This window comes from Leptothrix sp. (in: b-proteobacteria) (assembly GCF_965250675.1).
GTDB lineage: Bacteria > Pseudomonadota > Gammaproteobacteria > Burkholderiales > Burkholderiaceae_C > Sphaerotilus.
The window spans coordinates 39,076-57,141 of the sequence record NZ_CBDFPH010000011.1 but is presented as its reverse complement, the minus strand read 5'-3'; the positions used below and the strand labels follow the sequence as shown (position 1 = coordinate 57,141).

General features: G+C 68.7%; 15 protein-coding genes. 9 read left to right on the top strand and 6 right to left on the bottom strand.

Annotated elements, in window-relative coordinates:
- Positions 1-92: 92 nt before the first annotated feature.
- The gene (locus tag AC5IG3_RS14695; RefSeq protein ID WP_491907046.1) at positions 93-2,036 is read right to left on the bottom strand and encodes an ABC-F family ATP-binding cassette domain-containing protein; all 1,944 of its coding nucleotides are present in this window, start codon (positions 2,034-2,036) and stop codon (positions 93-95) included.
- Between the two features lie 30 nt (positions 2,037-2,066).
- Complete coding sequence (gene mltB, locus AC5IG3_RS14690; RefSeq protein WP_491907045.1) at positions 2,067-3,149, bottom strand: lytic murein transglycosylase B; 1,083 nt, start codon at positions 3,147-3,149, stop codon at positions 2,067-2,069.
- 124 nt (positions 3,150-3,273) lie between these two features.
- Between mltB and AC5IG3_RS14685 the strand changes: the two genes are divergently transcribed.
- Positions 3,274-4,059: an enoyl-CoA hydratase gene (locus AC5IG3_RS14685; RefSeq protein WP_491907044.1), complete on the top strand. Its 786-nt coding sequence runs from the start codon at positions 3,274-3,276 to the stop codon at positions 4,057-4,059.
- Positions 4,060-4,078: 19 nt separating this feature from the next.
- Here the strand turns inward: AC5IG3_RS14685 and AC5IG3_RS14680 are convergent, their stop codons facing one another.
- Positions 4,079-5,764 (bottom strand): electron transfer flavoprotein-ubiquinone oxidoreductase, encoded by a 1,686-nt coding sequence (locus AC5IG3_RS14680; RefSeq protein ID WP_491907043.1) that lies wholly within the window; start codon positions 5,762-5,764, stop codon positions 4,079-4,081.
- 247 nt (positions 5,765-6,011) lie between these two features.
- On the opposite strand from AC5IG3_RS14680, the gene AC5IG3_RS14675 reads away from it, so the two are divergent.
- From AC5IG3_RS14675 to AC5IG3_RS14650, 6 genes are read left to right on the top strand one after another with little or no spacing between them, the layout of a single operon-like run.
- On the top strand, positions 6,012-8,171 hold the full coding sequence (locus AC5IG3_RS14675) for a putative bifunctional diguanylate cyclase/phosphodiesterase (protein WP_491907042.1): 2,160 nt from the start codon (positions 6,012-6,014) through the stop codon (positions 8,169-8,171).
- A 34-nt stretch (positions 8,172-8,205) separates the two neighbouring features.
- The gene (locus AC5IG3_RS14670) at positions 8,206-8,988 is read left to right on the top strand and encodes an SDR family oxidoreductase (protein ID WP_491907041.1); all 783 of its coding nucleotides are present in this window, start codon (positions 8,206-8,208) and stop codon (positions 8,986-8,988) included.
- 14 nt (positions 8,989-9,002) lie between these two features.
- Positions 9,003-9,659, top strand: a complete 657-nt coding sequence (locus AC5IG3_RS14665) for a YceH family protein (protein ID WP_491907040.1) — start codon at positions 9,003-9,005, stop codon at positions 9,657-9,659.
- Positions 9,660-9,689: 30 nt separating this feature from the next.
- Positions 9,690-10,109 carry an acyl-CoA thioesterase gene (locus AC5IG3_RS14660; RefSeq protein ID WP_491907039.1) on the top strand — a complete coding sequence of 140 codons (420 nt, stop codon included), beginning with the start codon at positions 9,690-9,692 and terminating at the stop codon, positions 10,107-10,109.
- 7 nt (positions 10,110-10,116) lie between these two features.
- Positions 10,117-11,403 (top strand): DNA recombination protein RmuC, encoded by a 1,287-nt coding sequence (gene rmuC, locus AC5IG3_RS14655; RefSeq protein WP_491907038.1) that lies wholly within the window; start codon positions 10,117-10,119, stop codon positions 11,401-11,403.
- A gap of 25 nt (positions 11,404-11,428) precedes the next feature.
- Positions 11,429-12,637, top strand: coding sequence for an MFS transporter (locus AC5IG3_RS14650; protein WP_491907037.1), 1,209 nt, complete (start codon positions 11,429-11,431; stop codon positions 12,635-12,637).
- A gap of 31 nt (positions 12,638-12,668) precedes the next feature.
- On the opposite strand, the gene dbpA is transcribed toward AC5IG3_RS14650, so the two are convergent.
- Complete coding sequence (dbpA, locus tag AC5IG3_RS14645) at positions 12,669-14,084, bottom strand: ATP-dependent RNA helicase DbpA (protein WP_491907036.1); 1,416 nt, start codon at positions 14,082-14,084, stop codon at positions 12,669-12,671.
- Positions 14,085-14,091: 7 nt separating this feature from the next.
- The gene (locus AC5IG3_RS14640; RefSeq protein WP_491907035.1) at positions 14,092-14,331 is read right to left on the bottom strand and encodes a hypothetical protein; all 240 of its coding nucleotides are present in this window, start codon (positions 14,329-14,331) and stop codon (positions 14,092-14,094) included.
- Positions 14,332-14,449: 118 nt separating this feature from the next.
- Here AC5IG3_RS14640 and ylqF point away from each other — a divergent pair, with 118 nt between their 5' ends.
- Positions 14,450-15,421 carry a ribosome biogenesis GTPase YlqF gene (gene ylqF / locus AC5IG3_RS14635; protein WP_491907034.1) on the top strand — a complete coding sequence of 324 codons (972 nt, stop codon included), beginning with the start codon at positions 14,450-14,452 and terminating at the stop codon, positions 15,419-15,421.
- 27 nt (positions 15,422-15,448) lie between these two features.
- Here ylqF and AC5IG3_RS14630 read toward each other — a convergent pair whose 3' ends face one another.
- The gene (locus AC5IG3_RS14630; protein WP_491907033.1) at positions 15,449-16,486 is read right to left on the bottom strand and encodes a DUF72 domain-containing protein; all 1,038 of its coding nucleotides are present in this window, start codon (positions 16,484-16,486) and stop codon (positions 15,449-15,451) included.
- A gap of 148 nt (positions 16,487-16,634) precedes the next feature.
- On the opposite strand from AC5IG3_RS14630, the gene AC5IG3_RS14625 reads away from it, so the two are divergent.
- Positions 16,635-18,053, top strand: coding sequence for a phosphomannomutase/phosphoglucomutase (locus tag AC5IG3_RS14625; RefSeq protein WP_491907032.1), 1,419 nt, complete (start codon positions 16,635-16,637; stop codon positions 18,051-18,053).
- Positions 18,054-18,066 lie beyond the last annotated feature (13 nt).

The following is an 18,066-nucleotide window of genomic DNA, read 5'->3' as shown; positions in this document are numbered from 1 at the left end:
TACAATTGTTCGAAACAGGGTTGATGCGAAAAAGCCGGCGCGGTGGCCGGCTTCCATGGTGCGTATCAACCGTTCATCACATCAGCCGCGCATCAATCACGCGATAGCGCTTCCAGCGATTCGCCGATTTCCATCCAGCGCTGCTCCAGCCCCTCGATGCTGTCGGCCAGTTGCTTGAGCGTGCGCCCCTGCTCGGCCCGCACGGCCGGCGACATGTCGGCGCGGCCCAGCGCTTCCAGCAACTCGGCGTGCGCGCCTTGCGCCTTGGCCAGTTCCTGCTCGACCTTGGCCTGCTCCTTCTTGAGCGGCTTGGCTTCGTCGGCCGATTTCTGCCGCACGGCGGGGGAGGCGACAGGCGCCTGGACGGCTTTCGGCGCGGCGACTGGTGCGGCGGCTGGCTTGCTGGCCGGTTCACGCGCGGCGCGGGCGGCCTCGCGGCTCTGCTCCAGCAGCCACTTCTGGTAGTCGTCCAGATCGCCGTCGAAGGGTTCGACCTTGCCCTTGGCCACCAGCCAGAACTCGTCGCAGACCTCGCGCAGCAGGGCACGGTCGTGGCTGACGAGCATCACGGTGCCTTCGTACTCGTTGAGCGCCATGCTGAGCGCCTCGCGCGTGGTCAGGTCGAGGTGGTTGGTCGGCTCGTCGAGCAGCAGCAGGTTGGGGCGCTGCCAGACCAGCATCGCCAGCACCAGCCGCGCCTTCTCGCCGCCGGAGAGGCTGCCGACCTCCTGCTGCACCATCGGCCCGGTGAAGCGGAAGCGGCCCAGGAAGTCACGCAACTCCTGCTCGCGCGCCTGCGGCGACACGTCGCGCGCCAGCCGCACCATGTGCGCCAGCGGGCCTTCGTCGGGCCGCAGCACGTCCATTTCCTGCTGGGCGAAGTAGCCGATCGCCAGGCCTTTGCCTTCCTGGATGTTGCCGCTCAGCGCGCCCTGCATGCGCGCCAGCGTCTTGACCAGCGTCGACTTGCCCTGGCCGTTGGCGCCCAGGATGCCGATGCGCTGGCCCGGCATCACGCTCTTGTTGATGTGCTGCACGATGCTCTTGGCCGGGCCGCCGTCGACGCCGGCGTAGCCGACCTCGATGTCGTCCATCACCAGCATCGGGTTGGGCAGGTTGGCGGGTTCGCGGAACTCGAACTGGAAGTCGGCACTGGTGAGGATCGGCGCGAGTTTTTCCATCCGTGCCAGCGCCTTGACCCGGCTCTGCGCCTGCTTGGCCTTGCTGGCCTTGGCCTTGAAGCGGTCGATGAAGCGCTGCAGGTGCGCCACTTTCTCCTGCTGCTTGCCGTAGGCCGCCTGCTGCTGTTCCAGGCGCTCGGCGCGCATCAGCTCGAAGCCCGAATAGTTGCTGCCGTAGCGCGTCAGCTTGGTCTCGTCCAGGTGCAGCGTGACCTTGGTGACGGCGTCCAGGAATTCGCGGTCGTGGCTGATGACCAGCATCGTGCCGTCGAAGCGCTGCAGCCACGCTTCCAGCCACACCAGCGCGTCCAGGTCCAGGTGGTTGGTCGGCTCGTCCAGCAGCAGCAGCTCGCCCGGGAACATCAGCGCGCGGGCCAGTTGCAGGCGCATGCGCCAGCCGCCCGAGAAGCTGTTGACCGGCGCATCGACCTGCGCCATCGAGAAGCCCAGGCCCATCAGCAGCGTCTGCGCGCGGGCGGTGGCATCGAATTCACCGGCCTCGGCCAGCGCCATGTACGCCTCGCCGATGGCGTTGCCGTCGTCAGCCGCTTCGGCAGCGGCCAGCGCGGCGCGGGCGGTCATCAGCGGCACGTCGCCTTCGAGCACGAAGTCGGTCGCGCCTTGCTCGGTCTCGGGCATTTCCTGCGCGACTTCGGCGATGCGCCAGCGCGGCGGCATTTCCACGTCGCCGCCGTCGGACTGCAGGCGGTGCGTCAGCAGCGCAAACAGGCTGGACTTGCCCGCGCCGTTGCGGCCGACCAGGCTGGCTTTTTCGCCCGGTTGCAGCGTGAAGCCGGTCTGGTTGAGCACGACTTTGGTGCCACGGCGCAGGGTGACGTTCTTGAGTTGAAGCATGTCGTTTGTGAAGGCTTTAATTGAATGGCTTTAGCGTGCGGTGCGCAGTGCGGCCAGGGTCTCACCCAGCTCGATCACTGCCAGCGCGTAATAGGACGATTGGTTGTAGCGCGTGATGGCCCAGAAGTTCTGCGTGCCCGCCACGTGGCTGGACGGCTCGGCGCCGTTCTGCAGCTCGACCAGCGCCAGCAGGCCGGTGTGGGCCAGCGCGCGGCTGTCGAGCGCCGCGCCGGCTGCTTCCATCTGCGCGGGCGTGAAGGTGGGGCGGATGTCGGGCGCCAGCAGCGCTGCGCGTTGCGTGGTGTCCATGGGCGGCAGCACCGGGTAGTGCGTCGGCAGGCCGGCCTGCCAGCCGTAGGCGACCAGGTAGTTGGCGATGCTGCCGATGGCGTCGGCCGGGCTGTTGATCAGGTCGATGCGGCCGTCGCCATCCAGATCGACCGCCTGCTTGAGCCACGAGCTCGGCATGAACTGCGGCCAGCCCAGCGCGCCGGCATACGAGCCACGCAGGCTGAGCGGCTCGACGCCGTCGCGCTGCGCCAGCACCAGCAGGGCGGCCAGTTCGTCGCGGAAGAAGGCGCTGCGGTCGCTGCGGCCGGTGGGAAAGTCAAAGCCCAGCGTGGCGAGCGTGTCGACGGCGCGGAAGTTGCCCATCTGCTGGCCGTAGAAGGTCTCGACGCCAATCAGCCCGACGATCACCTGCGCCGGTACGCCCCAGCGCGCCTCGGCCAGTGCCAGCCAGCGCTCGTTGTCGGCCCAGAAGGCCAGCCCGGCGCGCAGGCGCCTGGCCTCGATGAAGCGGGCGCGGTAGGCCGCCCAGTTCTTGGCCACGCCCGTGGCGGCCGGCATGATGAGCCGGGCGGTGGCGCTCTGGTAGCGCGCCTGCGCCAGCGTCTGCAGGATGGCGGCGGCGTTCAGGCTCGGCTCGCGCTCGGCCAGTGCCTGGGCGAAGTCGACCACCTCGGCGCGCTCGCTGTACGAAGGCAGAGCGGGTGCCGCCGCAGCCACGGCCAGCGCCGGCTTGCGCGCCTGGGCATGGGCCACGCCGCTGACCAACAGCATGGCCAGGCCGCAGCAGATCAGGTTCAGAAATCTAGAGAAACGGTCAGGCATCAGATTCAGACGAAGTAGGCAACCCGGGTTGATCCCCATGGCAAGGGCGGGATTGTCCATGGTGTGGCGCATGCGCCCTAGGCTAGAGTGATCGGCGACCCCATAAACCGACGGAGACACCGCCATGCTGACCCTCGACGACCCGCTTTTGCTGCGCAGCCAGGACGCCCGCGGCGTGCTGACCTTGACGCTCGACCGCCCGCAGGCCTTCAACGCGCTGTCCGAAGCGATGCTGCAGGCGCTGCGCCGTGAGTTCGAGGCCATCGCCCGCGACGACAGCGTGCGCGTGGTCGTGCTGGCCGCCGCTGGCAAGGCTTTCTGCGCCGGCCACGACCTGCGCGAAATGCGCGCTGCGCCCAGCCTGGCGTACTACCGCGAGCTGTTCGCCGCCTGCGGCCAGGTCATGATGGCCATCCAGCGCCTGCCGGTGCCGGTGATTGCCCGCGTGCATGGCATTGCCACCGCAGCCGGCTGCCAGCTGGTGGCAATGTGCGACCTGGCGGTGGCGGCCAGCACGGCGCGCTTTGCCGTCAGCGGCGTCAACCTCGGCCTGTTCTGCGCCACGCCCAGCGTCGCTTTAAGCCGCAACATCGGCCGCAAGCAGGCCTTTGAGATGTTGGTGACCGGCGACTTCATCAGCGCCGAACAGGCGCGGGAGCGCGGGCTGGTCAACCGCGTGGTGGAGTTGGAGGCGCTGGACGCCGAGGTGGACAAGCTCGCCGCCAGCATCGTCGCCAAGCCGCGCGAGGCGGTGGCCATGGGCAAGGAACTGTTCTACCGCCAGCTGGAAATGGGCATTGGCGCGGCGTACCAGGCTGCGACCCAGACCATGGCTTGCAACATGATGGAGGCCAGCGCGCTGGAGGGCGTGCAGGCCTTCATCGACAAGCGCAAGCCCGACTGGGCCTGAGCAGCGCTGGCCGGCTGGCTCACATGCCGGCGTAGTTCGGTCCGCCGCCGCCTTCGGGCGTGACCCAGACGATGTTCTGGGTCGGGTCCTTGATGTCGCAGGTCTTGCAGTGCACGCAGTTCTGCGCGTTGATCTGCAGGCGGTCGGAGTTGTCCTCGTTCTTGACGAACTCGTACACGCCCGCCGGGCAGTAGCGGCTCTCGGGGCCGGCGAACCGGGCCAGGTTGATGGCCACCGGCACGCTGGCGTTCTTGAGCGTCAGGTGCGCCGGCTGGTGTTCCTCGTGGTTGGTGTTGCTGATGAAGACCGAGCTGAGCCGGTCGAAGGTCAGCTTGCCGTCCGGCTTGGGGTAGTCGATCCTGGCGCACTCAGCTGCCGGCTTGAGGTAGCTGTGGTCGGGCTGGTTGCGGTGCAGCGTCCACGGTGGGCTCTTGATGCCGAGCTTGGGCAGCAGCCACTGCTCGATGCCGGTCATCAGCGAGCCGACGTACACGCCCTTCTTGAACCAGGTCTTGAAGTTGCGCGACTGGTTCAGCTCGGCGTGCAGCCAGCTCTGCTGGAACGCGGCCGGGTAGGCGGCCAGCTCGTCGTGCTGGCGGCTGGCGGTCACCGCCTCGTAGGCGGCTTCTGCGGCCAGCATGCCGGTCTTGATGGCAGCGTGGCTGCCCTTGATGCGCGCGGCGTTCAGGTAGCCGGCGTCGCAGCCGATCAGCGCACCGCCCGGGAACACCGTCTTGGGCAGACTCAGCAGGCCGCCGGCGGTGATGGCGCGCGCGCCGTAGCCGATGCGCTTGCCGCCCTTCAGGTACTTGCTGATGCTGGGGTGGGTCTTCCAGCGCTGCATTTCCTCGAACGGGCTCAGGTAGGGGTTGCTGTAGTCCAGCCCGGTGACGAAGCCGAGCGTGACCTTGTTGTCTTCCGCGTGATAGAGGAAGCCGCCGCCGTAGGTGTCGCTCGTCATCGGCCAGCCGGCGGTGTGCACCACCAGGCCGGGCTGGTGGTTGGCGGGCTCGATCTCCCACAGCTCCTTGATGCCCAGGCCGTAGCTCTGCGGATCGGCGCCGGCGTCGAGCTTGAAGTGGGCGATCAGCTGCTTGCCCAGGTGGCCGCGCGAGCCTTCGGCCAACAGCGTGTACTTGCCGAGCAGTTCCATGCCGAGCTGGAAGCTGTCGCCCGGCGTGCCGTCCTTGCCCACGCCCATGTTGCCGGTGGCCACGCCCTTGACCGAGCCGTCGGCGTTGTAGAGCACCTCGGCGGCGGCAAAGCCGGGGAAGATCTCCACGCCCAGGTTCTCGGCCTGCTGCGACAGCCAGCGCACCACATTGCCCAGACTGACGATGTAGTTGCCGTGGTTGTGGAAGCACTCGGGAATCAGCGCCTGCGGCGTCTGGGTGGCGCCGGTCTCGCTCAGGAACAGCACCTCGTCGGCGGTGACGGGCTGGTTGAGCGGCGCGCCCAGCTCCTTCCAGTTCGGAAACAGTTCGGTGAGGGCGATCGGGTCCATCACGGCGCCCGAGAGGATGTGCGCGCCCGGCTCCGAGCCTTTCTCCAGCACCACCACCGACACGTCCTGGCCCTTTTCGGCCGCCAGTTGCTTGACGCGGATGGCCGCCGACAGACCCGCAGGCCCGGCGCCGACGATGACCACGTCGTATTCCATGGACTCTCGCGGTCCGAACTGGTCAAGAATCTCCTGCGCGTTCATGGGCTTCCTTGGTTCATGTGAGGCGGGTTTGCGGCGCGCCGGATTCTAGCGGGCACGCAAGATAAAAAGAACGATCGTGCTTTTATTTTGTCGCCTCAGCGCAGCAGGCCGGCTGTCTGGCGTCGGCTTGTCGTTTGTCATTGCACGGCAGCCGTTTCCTGCCCCAGTCAGCGCGGGTGCAAGATGGGTCAAAATCCGAAGTTGTCATGCCGAAGAAAGATTTTTTCATGTCGATGGTCAGCGCCGTATGAGCGCGGTTTTGCCACCGGGGCATGCCGCAGCCGAGCTTGAGCGTGTGCGTCTGGTCGAAGACCGGCTGCGACTGGTGCTGTGGGCCAGCGACAAGAGCGTCTGGACCTGGGACGCGGCCACCGGCCAGATGCTGATCGAAGCCGTGGAGGCCAACGCCCGGAAATTCGCATGGCCGTCGATGCCGCTGCAGCAGTGGCTCGGGATGGTCGACGCGCGCGACCTCGAAACCGTGCGCCTGAGCTGGCGCCTGCACGTCAGCGGCGCCAGCAGCGAGTTCGCCGCCTCGTTTCGTGCCTTGATCGATGGCGAAACCCACTGGATGCGCATGCGCGGTCGAGCCCTGGAGCGTGACGCCTCGGGCCGCGCCCTCCGCGTCGGCGGCACCATCAAGGACACGACTGAAGAGCATCAGGCCGAGGAATCCCTGCGCCTGATGGCCAACACCTTCCATAGCACCCGCGATGCCCTGGTGGTGACGGATCTGCGCTGGCGCGTGATCGAGTCCAACGAGGCCTTCACCAACCTGCTGGGCGTGAATGCGGCCCGGAACGAGGCTGTGCTCGATGGCCTTCAGCTCGACACCTGGCTGTCGTGGCCGGCCAGCTACCGCAGCGAGATGGAGGCCCACGGCGTCTGGAGCGGCGAGGGTGAACTGCGCACCGCCGCCACCGCGCGCCTGCCGGTGCGCATCAGCATCACGGCGCTGCAGAAGCAGGCGGCGCACGAGGCCTGCTACATCGTGTCGCTGTCGGATCTCAGCTCGCAGCGTCGCGCCGAAGCGCGCCTGGAGCGGCTGGCGCTGTCCGACACGCTCACCGGCCTGCCCAACCGCGCCGCGCTGGAGCAGACGCTGGCGCAGAAGCTGGCCGCAGATGAGTCGTTCGCGCTGCTGTTTCTGGACCTGGACGGTTTCAAGGAAATCAACGATTCCTTCGGCCACGACGCCGGCGACATCGTGCTGCGCGAAATCGCCCGGCGCCTGCAGGACGTGCTGCAGGACGACGGCTTTCTGGGCCGCTGGGGCGGCGACGAGTTCGTGCTGGCGCTGCCGGCGGGCAGCGGCGAAACCGAGGTGCGCTCGGTCGCGCAGGGCGTGATTGCCGCGCTCAGCCGCACGGTCGACATCGACGCCAACCAGGTCTCGGTCACGCCCAGCATCGGCGCGGTGCTGTGCCCGCGCGACGGCAACGAGGTCGGCGTGCTGCTGCGCAAGGTCGACAGTGCCATGTACGCCGCCAAGGAGCGCGGACGCAACTGCCTGGCGTTCTATGACATCTCGCTCGACACCGACGCGCAGCGCCGCGTGCGCATGCATGCGCTGCTGCGGGTCGACGTCGAGCGCAACGGCTTCAGCTACGTCGCCCAGCCCAAGGTCGACGCGCAGGGCCAGGCGGTCGGCTCCGAGCTGCTGATGCGCTGGAACACCACCGCGTTCGGGCCGGTGTCGCCGGTCGAGTTCATCCCGATCGCCGAGAAGATCGGCCTGATCGGCCTGATGGGCCGCCATGCCATGCACGCCGCCGCCCGCCTGATCGCGCGCGGCATCGAAGCGGGTGTGCGCCTGCCGGTGGCCGTCAACCTCTCGCCCAAGCAGCTGATGCAGCCCGGCCTGGACCGGCAACTGCTGCTGGCGTGCGAGCGCGCCCAGATCGAGCCGGGCCTGCTGGAGCTGGAGCTGACCGAATCCGCGCTCGTCGGTGGCATGGACGTGGTCGCGCCGCGCCTGAAGCGGCTGCGCCAGCTGGGCTTCGAGCTGGCGCTGGACGACTTCGGCACCGGCTACTCGTCGCTGAGCTACCTGCGCCACCTGCCGTTCCAGAAGATCAAGATCGACCGCAGTTTCGTGCTCGACGTCGACCAGGACCGCCGCGCCGCCCGCATGCTCGAACACATCGTGCGCCTGTGCGCCGACCTGGGCATGCGGACCGTGGCCGAGGGTGTCGAGACCGAGGCGCAGTTCAACACGCTGCGCGCGCTCGGCATCCAGGAATTCCAGGGCTATTACTTCGCCCGCCCGATGCCGGTGGACGACTGGGTCGAGTGCATGCGCGGCCGCACGGGCGCCGCGCCACAGTTGCCGCTGGCTCAGCCCCTGATCCTGCCCTTATCGACCTTGCCGCCGACCCCACCCTTGACGCCGCAGCCCCTGGGCTGACCGGCATCCCGTCCCCCTTTCGGAGTCCGACAACATGAGCTATTCCATTGATCTCTCCGGCCGCGTTGCGCTGGTCACGGGCGCCTCCAGCGGCCTGGGCGCACAGTTTGCCCGCACGCTGGCCAAGGCCGGCGCCGCCGTGGTGCTGGCCGGCCGCCGCACCGAGCGACTGAAGGAGCTGCGCGCCGAGATCGAGGCTGCCGACGGCGACGCCCACGTGGTCGAGCTGGACGTGACCGACATCGACAGCATCAAGAGCGCCGTGGCGCATGCCGAGACCGAGGTCGGCACGCTCGACATCCTCATCAACAACTCCGGCGTCAGCACGACGCAGAAGCTGGTCGATGTCACCGCCGAAGACTACGACTTCGTCTTCGACACCAACGTGCGCGGCAGCTTCTTCGTGGCGCAGGAAGTCGGCAAGCGCATGGTGGCGCGGGCGCGCGGCGCTGCGCCCGGCACCTACACCGGCGGGCGCATCGTCAACATTGCCTCGATGGCCGGCCTGCGCGTGCTGAGCCAGATCGGTGTCTATTCGATGAGCAAGGCCGCCGTGATCCACATGACCCGCGCCATGGCGCTGGAGTGGGGCAAGTTCGACATCAACGTCAACGCCATCTGCCCGGGCTACATCGACACCGAGATCAACCACCACCACTGGGAAACCGAAGGCGGCCAGAAGCTGGTCAACATGCTGCCGCGCAAGCGCATCGGCCAGCCCAAGGATCTCGACACCGCGCTGCTGATGCTGTGTGCCAACGAGAGCCATTTCATCAACGGCGCCGTGATCCAGGCCGACGACGGCTTCGGCCTTTGAGGAGCGCCGTGCCGATGAGTCTGCGCACGCTCTCCCTGCTCGAAGCCCGCATCGTCGCGGTGCTGGTCGAGAAACAGGCCACCGTGCCTGACACCTACCCGCTGTCGCTCAACGCGCTGACGGCCGGCTGCAACCAGAAGACCGCACGCGAGCCGGTCATGGCTGCGTCCGAGGCCGACGTGCTGGCCGCCATCGAATCGCTCAAGGAATTGCACCTGGTGCACGAGGTCAGCGGCAGCCGCGTGGTGCGCTTCGAGCACAACCTGCCCCGCGTGCTGGGCGCGCCCGGCGCAGCCGTGGCGCTGCTGGCCACGCTGATGCTGCGCGGCCCGCAAACCGCGGCCGAGTTACGCCTGCACAGCGAGCGCCTGCACCGCTTCGCCGACGTGTCGTCGGTCGAAGGCTTTCTGGACGAGCAGGCCGGGAAGGAGCCGCCGCGCGTCGTCAAGCTGCCACGCGCACCGGGCGCCCGCGAATCGCGCTGGGCGCACCTGCTGTGCGGCGAGTTCGCGCTGCAGGCGTTCGCCAGCGAAGCCTCTGCGGAGGCCGACTCCGGTCTGGTTGCCGAAGTGGCCTTCCTGCGCGCCGAGCAGCAGCGCATGGCCCAGGAACTGACCGAGCTGCGCGCACAGTTGCACAAGCTGGCCGAATCGCTGGGCGCCGAGCTCTGACCCTTTTTGATCTTTCACTGACCGCCCACCATGCGTTTCGATTTGCCTGAAGACAAGCGTTTCACCCACGAAATGCGCATCCCCATCCGCTGGGGCGACATGGACGCGATGGGCCACGTCAACAACACGATCTACTTCCGCTACCTGGAAATCGTGCGCGTCGACTGGTTCGAGCGCATCGCCTGCCTGCCCAACCCGGGCGGCATCGGGCCGGTGGTGGTCAACGCCTTCTGCAACTTCTACAAGCAGCTTGAGTACCCCGGCGACATCATCGCCAAGCACTACGTCGCCAATCTCGGCCGCAGCAGCTTCGATGCGTTCGCCACGCTGGAGCGCGCCGACCAGCCCGGCGTGATCTACGCCGCTGGCGGCGCCAAGACGGTGTGGGTGGACGCCCGGGCGCAGAAGTCGGTGCCGCTGCCGGAGCCCATCCGCGCGCTGATCGCCTGATCGCCGAATGGCCGACGCTGCGCTGTGGTGGGTTCTGGGGGCGCTGGCGCTGCTGCAGGGCCTGACGCTGTGGTTGATCTGGCATCGCGGGGATCAAGGCGCTGATGCGGTGCTCGATGAGTTCGACGCGCTGCGCGCTGCCAATGAGCGCCTGGAGCGCGAACTGCGCACCGAAGTGCAGGCCAGCGCGCGCGGTACGCGCCAGGAGTTGAGCGCCACGCTGGCCGAGTTCCAGCGTCTGCTGCTCAACCAGTCCGGCGAACTGGCGCGCACGCAGAACGAGCAGCTCAATGCGCAGTTGCACCACCTGTCCGAGCGGGTCGAGCAGCGCCTGCAGCAGATGCAGGGCGACAACGAGCGCAAGCTCGAACAGATGCGCGCCACCGTCGACGAAAAGCTCCACGCCACGCTGGAAACCCGCCTGGGCGAGAGCTTCAAGCAGGTGGCCGAGCGGCTGGAGCAGGTCCACCGCGGCCTGGGCGAAATGCAGACGCTGGCGCAGGGCGTGGGTGACTTGAAACGCGTGCTCACCAACGTCAAGTCGCGCGGCATCTTCGGCGAAGTGCAACTCGCCGGCCTGCTGGAGCAGGTCTTCACGCTGGAGCAGTACGCTGTCAACGTCGCCACCGTGCCGGGCAGCAACGAGCGGGTCGAGTTCGCCATTCGCCTGCCGGGCCGCGCGGCGGGTGGCCTGGGCGGGCTGGAAGCGCCGGTCTGGCTGCCCATCGACGCCAAGTTCCCGCGCGAAGACTACGAGCGCCTGCTGGACGCGCACGACCGCGCCGATCGTGACGCGGTCGAGGTCTCGGCCCGCGCGCTGGAGCAGCGCATCCGCGACGAGGCCCGGACCATCGCGGCCAAGTACCTGGCGCCGCCGCACACCACCGACTTCGCCATCCTGTTCCTGCCCACCGAAGGCCTCTACGCCGAGTTGCTGCGCCGCCCCGGCCTGAGCGAGGCGCTGCAGCGCCAGCACCGCGTCACGCTGGCCGGGCCGACCACGCTGCTGGCCATGCTCAACAGCCTGCAGATGGGTTTTCGCACCCTGGCGCTGGAGCAGCGCAGCTCCGAGGTCTGGAGCGTGCTGGGCGCCGTCAAGACCGAGTTCGGCAAGTTCGGCGACGTACTCGCCAAGACCAAGAAGAAGCTGCAGGAAGCCACCCACAGCATCGACGCCGCCGAGGTGCGCAGCCGCGCGATGGCGCGCCAGCTGAAGGCGGTGGAGGCGCTGCCGGAGCCCGACGCGCAGGCGCTGCTCGGTCCGGCGGCGGTGGGGGATGACGATGGTGAGTGAATGCAAATCCTCCACTCACCGTCCTTTGCTGGCACTCATCGCCGGCCAGATCTGCCTGCATTCGGCCATGTCCGGCCTGCGCATGGCCGGGCCGTTGATGCTGCTGCGCCAGGGTGTGGGAGTGGCGGGTCTGCCGGCTGAGGCCATGGCCGGGCTGCTGCTGGGCCTGTTCGCGGTGGCACCGGTGGTCACGGCGCTGCCGGCGGGTCGCTGGGCGGATCGGCGCGGCTACCACCGCCCGGTGCGCGCTGCCGTGGTGCTGGTACTGCTGGGTGCGTTGCTGGCGCAGCCGGCCGCGTGGCTGAGCGGCTGGCCGCAGGGCGTGCTGCTGGCGCTGGCGGCGTTGTGCTGCGGGGCGGGCTCGAACCTGGGGCTGATCGCGATCCAGCGCAGCGCCGGGCGGCTGGTGGATGCGGCGGTGGACGCCACCATCGACCCCGATGCCCGCTCGGCCGAACTCAAGCGCGTCTTCAGCTGGGTCGGCATGGCACCGCCGTTCAGCAATGTGTTGGGGCCCGTGCTGGCGGGGGTGCTGATCGACGTGGGCGGCTTCGCGCTCGCGTTTGGCGCGCTCGCCGCGCTGCCGCTGGGCACGGCATGGTGCAGCCGACGGGTGCCGGTGGCGCTGACGGCCGGCAGCGCAGCCCAGCCCGATGCCGCCCCGCGCCAGCGCCGTCCGGCGCGCGAGTTGCTGGCCGTGCCCGGCATGCGCCGACTGCTGCTGATGAACTGGTTTTTCTCGACCAGCTGGGATCTTCACACTTTCCTGGTGCCGGTGCTGGGCCATGAGCGCGGCCTGAGCGCCTCGGCCATCGGCCTGGTGCTGGGTGTGTTCTCGGCAGCGGTGACGGCGGTGCGGCTGGCCGTGCCTTTACTGGCGCGGCATCTGAGCGAGGTGCAGACCCTGCGCGGCGCGATGGCGGTGGCCGCCGCCATCTTCATCGTCTACCCCTGGGCCACCACCGCGCCCACCATGGCGGCCTGCGCGCTGGTGCTGGGCCTGGCGCTCGGCTCGGCCCAGCCGATGATCCTGACCACGCTGCACCACCTGGCGCCACCCGATCGTCAGGGTGAGGCGATTGCGCTGCGCTCGGCGCTGATCAACTTTTCATCCACCCTGCTGCCCCTGGGCTTCGGCGTGCTGGGCGCCAGCCTGGGCACCGCCGTGCTGTTTCGCGGCATGGCGGCGGTGCTGGTGCTGGGGTTGGGGCTGCCGGGGCGGTTGAAGGGGTAAGGGTAGGGGTGGTTTAAGTTTGAGTTCGAACTCACCCCGCGCTGATGTCCCCCATCACATCCTTCAGATAGCGCACCTTGACCTTGCGGCCCTTGACCTTGCCGGCGCTCAGGCGCTGCAGGGTCTGGTCGGCGATGTCGCGGGCGATGGCGACGTGGGTGGTGTAGTCGCCCACGTTGATCTTGCCGACCTGCGCGGCCGTCAGCCCGGCCTCGCCGGTGAGGGCGCCCAGCACGTCGCCGGGGCGCAGCTTGTCCTTGCGGCCGCCCAGGATCTGCAGCGTCACCATGGCGGGCTGCAGCGGCTTGGCGCTGGCGGGTTCCAGCGTGTTCAGTTCGGTCCAGACGGTGGTCTTGCCCTGCAGGACTTCGATGCGGCCGACGCGGCCCATCTCCTCCATGCTGGCCAGGTTCAGCGCCAGGCCGCTGGCGCCGGCGCGGCCGGTGCGGCCAATGCGGTGGACGTGCACTTCGGTATCAGGCGTGACTTCGACGTTGATGACGGCGTCCAGATCGGCAATGTCGAGCCCGCGCGCGGCCACGTCGGTGGCCACCAGCACCGAGATGCTGCGGTTGGCGAACTGCAGCAGCACCTGATCGCGCTCGCGTTGCTCCAGGTCGCCGTGCAGGGCAAGGGCTTCGTAGCCCTGGGCGTTGAGCACCTCGACCAGGTCGCGGCACTGCTGGCGGGTGTTGCAGAACGCCAGCGTGGTGGTGGGGCGGTAGTGCGCCAGCAGTTGCGACACGGCGTGCAGGCGCCCGGATTCCGCGACCTCGAACCAGTGCTGGGCAATGGTCGCGCCGCTGTGCTGGGTGGCGACCTTGACCTGCACCGGCGCGCGCATGAAGTTCTGCGCCAGGTTGGCAATGCCTTCGGGGTAGGTGGCCGAGAACAGCAGCGTCTGGCGATCGCGCGGGCACTGCTTGGCGACGGTGCGGATGTCGTCGATGAAGCCCATGTCGAGCATGCGGTCGGCCTCGTCGAGCACCAGCGTGCGCAGGCTGGCGAGTACGAGGCTGCCGCGCTCCAGGTGGTCCATCACCCGGCCCGGCGTGCCGACGATGACGTGGGCGCCGTACTCCAGGCTCTGCGCCTGCGGCTTGATGGGTGCGCCGCCGCACAGCGTCAGCACCTTGAGGTTGTCCTCGGCGCGCGCGAGCCGGCGGATTTCCTGCGTGACCTGGTCGGCCAGTTCACGCGTGGGGCACAGCACCAGCGCCTGCGGGCGCAGGTCGGCGCCGTCCAGGCGCTGTAGCAGCGCCAGCGCGAAGGCGGCGGTCTTGCCGCTGCCGGTGGCGGCCTGGGCGATCACGTCCTTGCCGGCCAGCGCGTGGGGCAGGGCAGCGGCCTGGATGGGCGTCATCTCCGCATAGCCCAGCTGGCTCAGGTTGGCGAGCGTGGCCGGCGAGAGCGGCAGGGCGGCGAAGGAGTTCAGGGTATCGGTCATGGCGGGATTATCCCGGCCGGCCGTGGCGCGACTTCGGCTTGCGTGCGTCGAGTTCAGCCAGCTGCGCCTTCAGCAGCATGAAGAGCGAGCGGGCGTCGGCCTCGCTCATGCTGAGCATGTGCAGGGCTTCGCGGTCTTCAGGCGCCGGTTTCTGGACGAACAGACCGTCAAAGCCGATCTCCACCAGGCCGTGGGCGTTGCGGGCCGATCGGTAACGCTGGATCTCGACAGTGGTGATTTTTTTCATGGTGCGGCTTGGCGGCTGGAAGGGTCGATATTGTCGCGCCCGGCGCCGCGCGCGTGCCGTGGTCGGGCCGGTCAATGGCACACTGCCGGCCCGCCACCGCTTTGAGAAAGTCCCACCGATGGCCATCCAATGGTTTCCCGGCCACATGCACGCCACGCGCAAGGCGATCACCGAGCGCGTCAAGCTGGGCATCGATGTGGTGATCGAGCTGCTCGACGCCCGCCTGCCGGGCTCCAGCGCCAACCCGCTGCTGGCCCAGCTGACCGAAGGCCGGCCCACGCTCAAGCTGCTCAACAAGCAGGACCTGGCCGACCCGGTGCGCACCGAGGCCTGGCTGGCCTACTACAACGCGCTGCCCGACACCCGCGCCATCGGCCTGGACGCCAGCGTCACCGCGCCCGCCCAGCGCCTGGTCACCGCCTGCCGCGCGCTGGCGCCACTGCGTGGCGGCATGGTCAAGCCGCTGCGCATGCTGATCTGCGGCATCCCCAACGTCGGCAAATCCACCCTCATCAACACGCTGATGGGCAAGCGCGCCGCCAAGACCGGCGACGAGCCCGGCATCACCAAGATCGAGCAGCAGCTGGCGCTGGCCAGCGACGCCTACCTGTTCGACACGCCCGGCATGCTCTGGCCCAAGATCGTGGTCGAGCAGGCGGGCTACAACCTCGCTGCCAGCGGCGCGGTCGGCCGCAACGCTTTCGATGAGGAAGAGGTGGCGGTGGAACTGCTGCAGATCCTGCGCCAGCACTACGCTGGCCAGGTCGAGGAGCGCTACAAGCTCACCAACGTGGCGGCGCTGGACGAGGTCCAGCTGCTCGAAGCCATCGCCCGCAAGCGCGGCGCGGTGCTGGGCGGCGGTCGTCCCAACCTGCAGAAGGCGGCCGAGATCGTGATGTACGAATTCCGCGCCGGCAAGCTCGGCCGCATCACGCTGGAAACACCTGAGGAATTCAACCGCTGGGTCAGCGACGCCGAAGCGGCTGAAGCCGCGCTGCAGGCCGAACGGGTGCGCAAGAAGCAGATCCGCCGCGGTGGGCAGTCGGCCAGCACGCGTGACAACGACGTGGACGCCACCCGCGGCGATTGACCCTGCCGCCCGGACTCTGGCGCTGTTTCAGCCGCGAGCCTCCGCTGTGTCTGACACAACGGTCTGCGCCAACGCCAGCACCGACAGCGGCGCGCTGCCCTCGGCCTTGTTGTTGATCGAGACATAGACCGGCTGGCCGGCCGCCGCCGTGGCGCGGATGACGCGCGCCAGCGTGCTGCGCGTGGCGGGGTCGGGGTCGACCAGCCGGTTGAAGGGCGCGTAGGTCGATTTGGCGGCCTCGTAGCCGAGCGCGCCATGGCGGCGGTTGAGGTTCCAGCGGCACACCAGCGGGCCGGGCCACATGGCACGCAGCAGCGGCAATTGCGCATCGAGCGGCGGCAGGCGCGGGTGCAGGCCCAGGCAGTAGCGCGCGTGGCTGGCGCGCAGCGCGTCGCGCAGGCGCGGGGCGGTTTGAGGGCTGAGCCAGTCGGGGTCGCGCACCTCGACGGCGATCACGCCTTCGGGCGCGGTGGGCTGCAGCGCGGGCAGCGCCGCCAGCATGCGGCCCAGGCGGTCAATCAGCGCCGGCATATCGCGCCGAAATGCGGGCGGCAGCGGGCTGATTTCGAACACCAGCGCGCCGATCTTGTCGCCCAGACCTTGCAGCGCGGGTTGGATGAACTCTTCTGTTGCGAGCGACGCATCCAGAAAAGCCGGGTTGGGTTGCAGGCCGCGACCGTGGGCGTCACGCAGTACGGCGTCGGTGATGAGCGCCGGCGCCTTGACCATGAAGCGGAAATCGGCCGGCACCTGCGCGGCGTAGACGGCGTACTGGTTGGCGGTCAGGGGCCGGTAGAAGCTGCGGTCGATGCTGGCCGTGCGCAGCAGCGGGTGCCGCGCGTAGGCGGCCAGCCCGTCGCGCGCCAGCACGGCCTCGCTGTGCGCGCCGGCCCATACCAGGCCCTGCCAGCCCGGAAAGCTCCATGACGAGGTGCCGAGGTGGATGTGCGGCGACAGCTGCTGCGCCAGCGCAATGACGTCGTCGGGCTGCGGCATGGGCATGACGCCCGGTGCGTCGGCGGGCTCGTCGGGCAGCAGGGAAGCTTGCGGGTGTGGTGAAGGCATGAAATGAGCATAACCATGCGCGCACGACGTGCGCCCACCCCGCGCCTGCGGGGGCGGCGACGCTCAGGCCGGCAGGTGGCGCTGCCTACAATCGCGCCGGATTTTGAGTCAACGCACAGACGTCACACCACAAGGGAAACGCAGCACCATGCAAGTCAACACCCAGGCCTTCAAGGCCTATGACATTCGCGGCATCGTCGGCCAAGCCATCGACGAGCAGTTTGCCGAGCACCTGGGCCGCGCCTTCGGCAGCGAGGCGATTGCAGCGGGCGAGCGCGCCGTGGCGGTGGGCCGCGATGGCCGGGTGTCCGGTCCGTCGCTGGTGGCGGCGTTGATGCGTGGCCTGGCCTGGACCGGGCTGGATGTGGTGGACCTGGGCGCGGTCACCACGCCGATGCTGTACTACGTGGCCGCCACGCGCGGCGAGCACGGCTGCCGCAGCGGCATCCAGGTCACGGGCAGCCACAACCCGAAGGACTACAACGGCTTCAAGATGGTGCTGGCCGGCGTGGCGATCCACGGTGAGGCCATTCAGCGCTTGCGCCAGCGCATGGAGGCCGAGGACTACCTGCAGGTCAAGCCCCCGAAGGGCAAGCGCAAGACCGTGCCCGGCCGCATCGGCACCATGGACATCCTGCCCGAGTACCGCCACCGCATCACCAGCGACTGCCAATTGGCGCGGCCGCTCAGGATCGTGGTCGATTCGGGCAACGGCATTCCCGGTGCGTCGGCCCCCGGCATCCTGCGTGCGCTCGGCTGCGAGGTGATCGAGTTGTACAGCCGCGTCGACGGCGATTTCCCCAACCACCATCCGGACCCCAGCAAGCTGGAAAACCTGGCCGACCTGATCAAGGTCGTGCACGCGACCGACTACGACCTGGGCCTGGCCTTTGACGGCGACGGCGACCGCCTGGGCCTGGTCACCAAGGACGGCGAAATCATCTTCCCCGACCGCCAGATGCTACTGTTTGCGCGCGACATCCTGAGCCGGCACCCGGGTGGCACGATCATCTTCGACGTCAAGTGCTCGCAGCGCCTGAGCGCCGGCATTCTGGAAGCCGGTGGCGTGCCGCTGATGTGGAAGACCGGCCACTCGCTGGTCAAGGCCAAGCTGCGCGAGACCGGCGCGCCGATCGCCGGCGAAATGAGCGGCCACATCTTCTTCGGCGAGCGCTGGTATGGCTTCGATGACGCGACCTACACGGCGGCCCGCCTGCTGGAAATCCTGTCGCGCTTTGCCGACCCGAGCGCCGTGCTCAAGGCCCTGCCCACCAGCTTCAGCACGCCCGAGTTGAACGTGGCGGTACCGGCCGGCAACCAGCACGAGATCGTCGACAAGCTCATCGCCCAGGCCGATTTCCCTGGCGCGACCCTGGGCACCATCGACGGCCTGCGCGGCGACTACCCGGACGGCTTCGGCCTGATCCGCGCCAGCAACACCACGCCGGTGCTGGTGCTGCGCTTCGAGGGCCACACCGAGGCGGCGCTGCACCGCATCGAAGCCGACTTCATGGCTGCGCTGCGCCGTGTCATGCCTGAAGCGCAAGTGCAGCAGGCTGCGCACTGAAGCCGGTGCAGGT

What these genes read in the sequence shown, in the direction of transcription:
- AC5IG3_RS14695 (WP_491907046.1), bottom strand. Translation starts at nt 2,036, where the DNA reads ATGCTTCAACTCAAGAACGTCACCCTGCGCCGTGGCACCAAAGTCGTG.
- mltB (WP_491907045.1), bottom strand. Translation starts at nt 3,149, where the DNA reads ATGCCTGACCGTTTCTCTAGATTTCTGAACCTGATCTGCTGCGGCCTG.
- AC5IG3_RS14685 (WP_491907044.1), top strand. Translation starts at nt 3,274, where the DNA reads ATGCTGACCCTCGACGACCCGCTTTTGCTGCGCAGCCAGGACGCCCGC.
- AC5IG3_RS14680 (WP_491907043.1), bottom strand. Translation starts at nt 5,764, where the DNA reads ATGAACGCGCAGGAGATTCTTGACCAGTTCGGACCGCGAGAGTCCATG.
- AC5IG3_RS14675 (WP_491907042.1), top strand. Translation starts at nt 6,012, where the DNA reads ATGAGCGCGGTTTTGCCACCGGGGCATGCCGCAGCCGAGCTTGAGCGT.
- AC5IG3_RS14670 (WP_491907041.1), top strand. Translation starts at nt 8,206, where the DNA reads ATGAGCTATTCCATTGATCTCTCCGGCCGCGTTGCGCTGGTCACGGGC.
- AC5IG3_RS14665 (WP_491907040.1), top strand. Translation starts at nt 9,003, where the DNA reads ATGAGTCTGCGCACGCTCTCCCTGCTCGAAGCCCGCATCGTCGCGGTG.
- AC5IG3_RS14660 (WP_491907039.1), top strand. Translation starts at nt 9,690, where the DNA reads ATGCGTTTCGATTTGCCTGAAGACAAGCGTTTCACCCACGAAATGCGC.
- rmuC (WP_491907038.1), top strand. Translation starts at nt 10,117, where the DNA reads ATGGCCGACGCTGCGCTGTGGTGGGTTCTGGGGGCGCTGGCGCTGCTG.
- dbpA (WP_491907036.1), bottom strand. Translation starts at nt 14,084, where the DNA reads ATGACCGATACCCTGAACTCCTTCGCCGCCCTGCCGCTCTCGCCGGCC.
- AC5IG3_RS14640 (WP_491907035.1), bottom strand. Translation starts at nt 14,331, where the DNA reads ATGAAAAAAATCACCACTGTCGAGATCCAGCGTTACCGATCGGCCCGC.
- ylqF (WP_491907034.1), top strand. Translation starts at nt 14,450, where the DNA reads ATGGCCATCCAATGGTTTCCCGGCCACATGCACGCCACGCGCAAGGCG.
- AC5IG3_RS14630 (WP_491907033.1), bottom strand. Translation starts at nt 16,486, where the DNA reads ATGCCTTCACCACACCCGCAAGCTTCCCTGCTGCCCGACGAGCCCGCC.
- AC5IG3_RS14625 (WP_491907032.1), top strand. Translation starts at nt 16,635, where the DNA reads ATGCAAGTCAACACCCAGGCCTTCAAGGCCTATGACATTCGCGGCATC.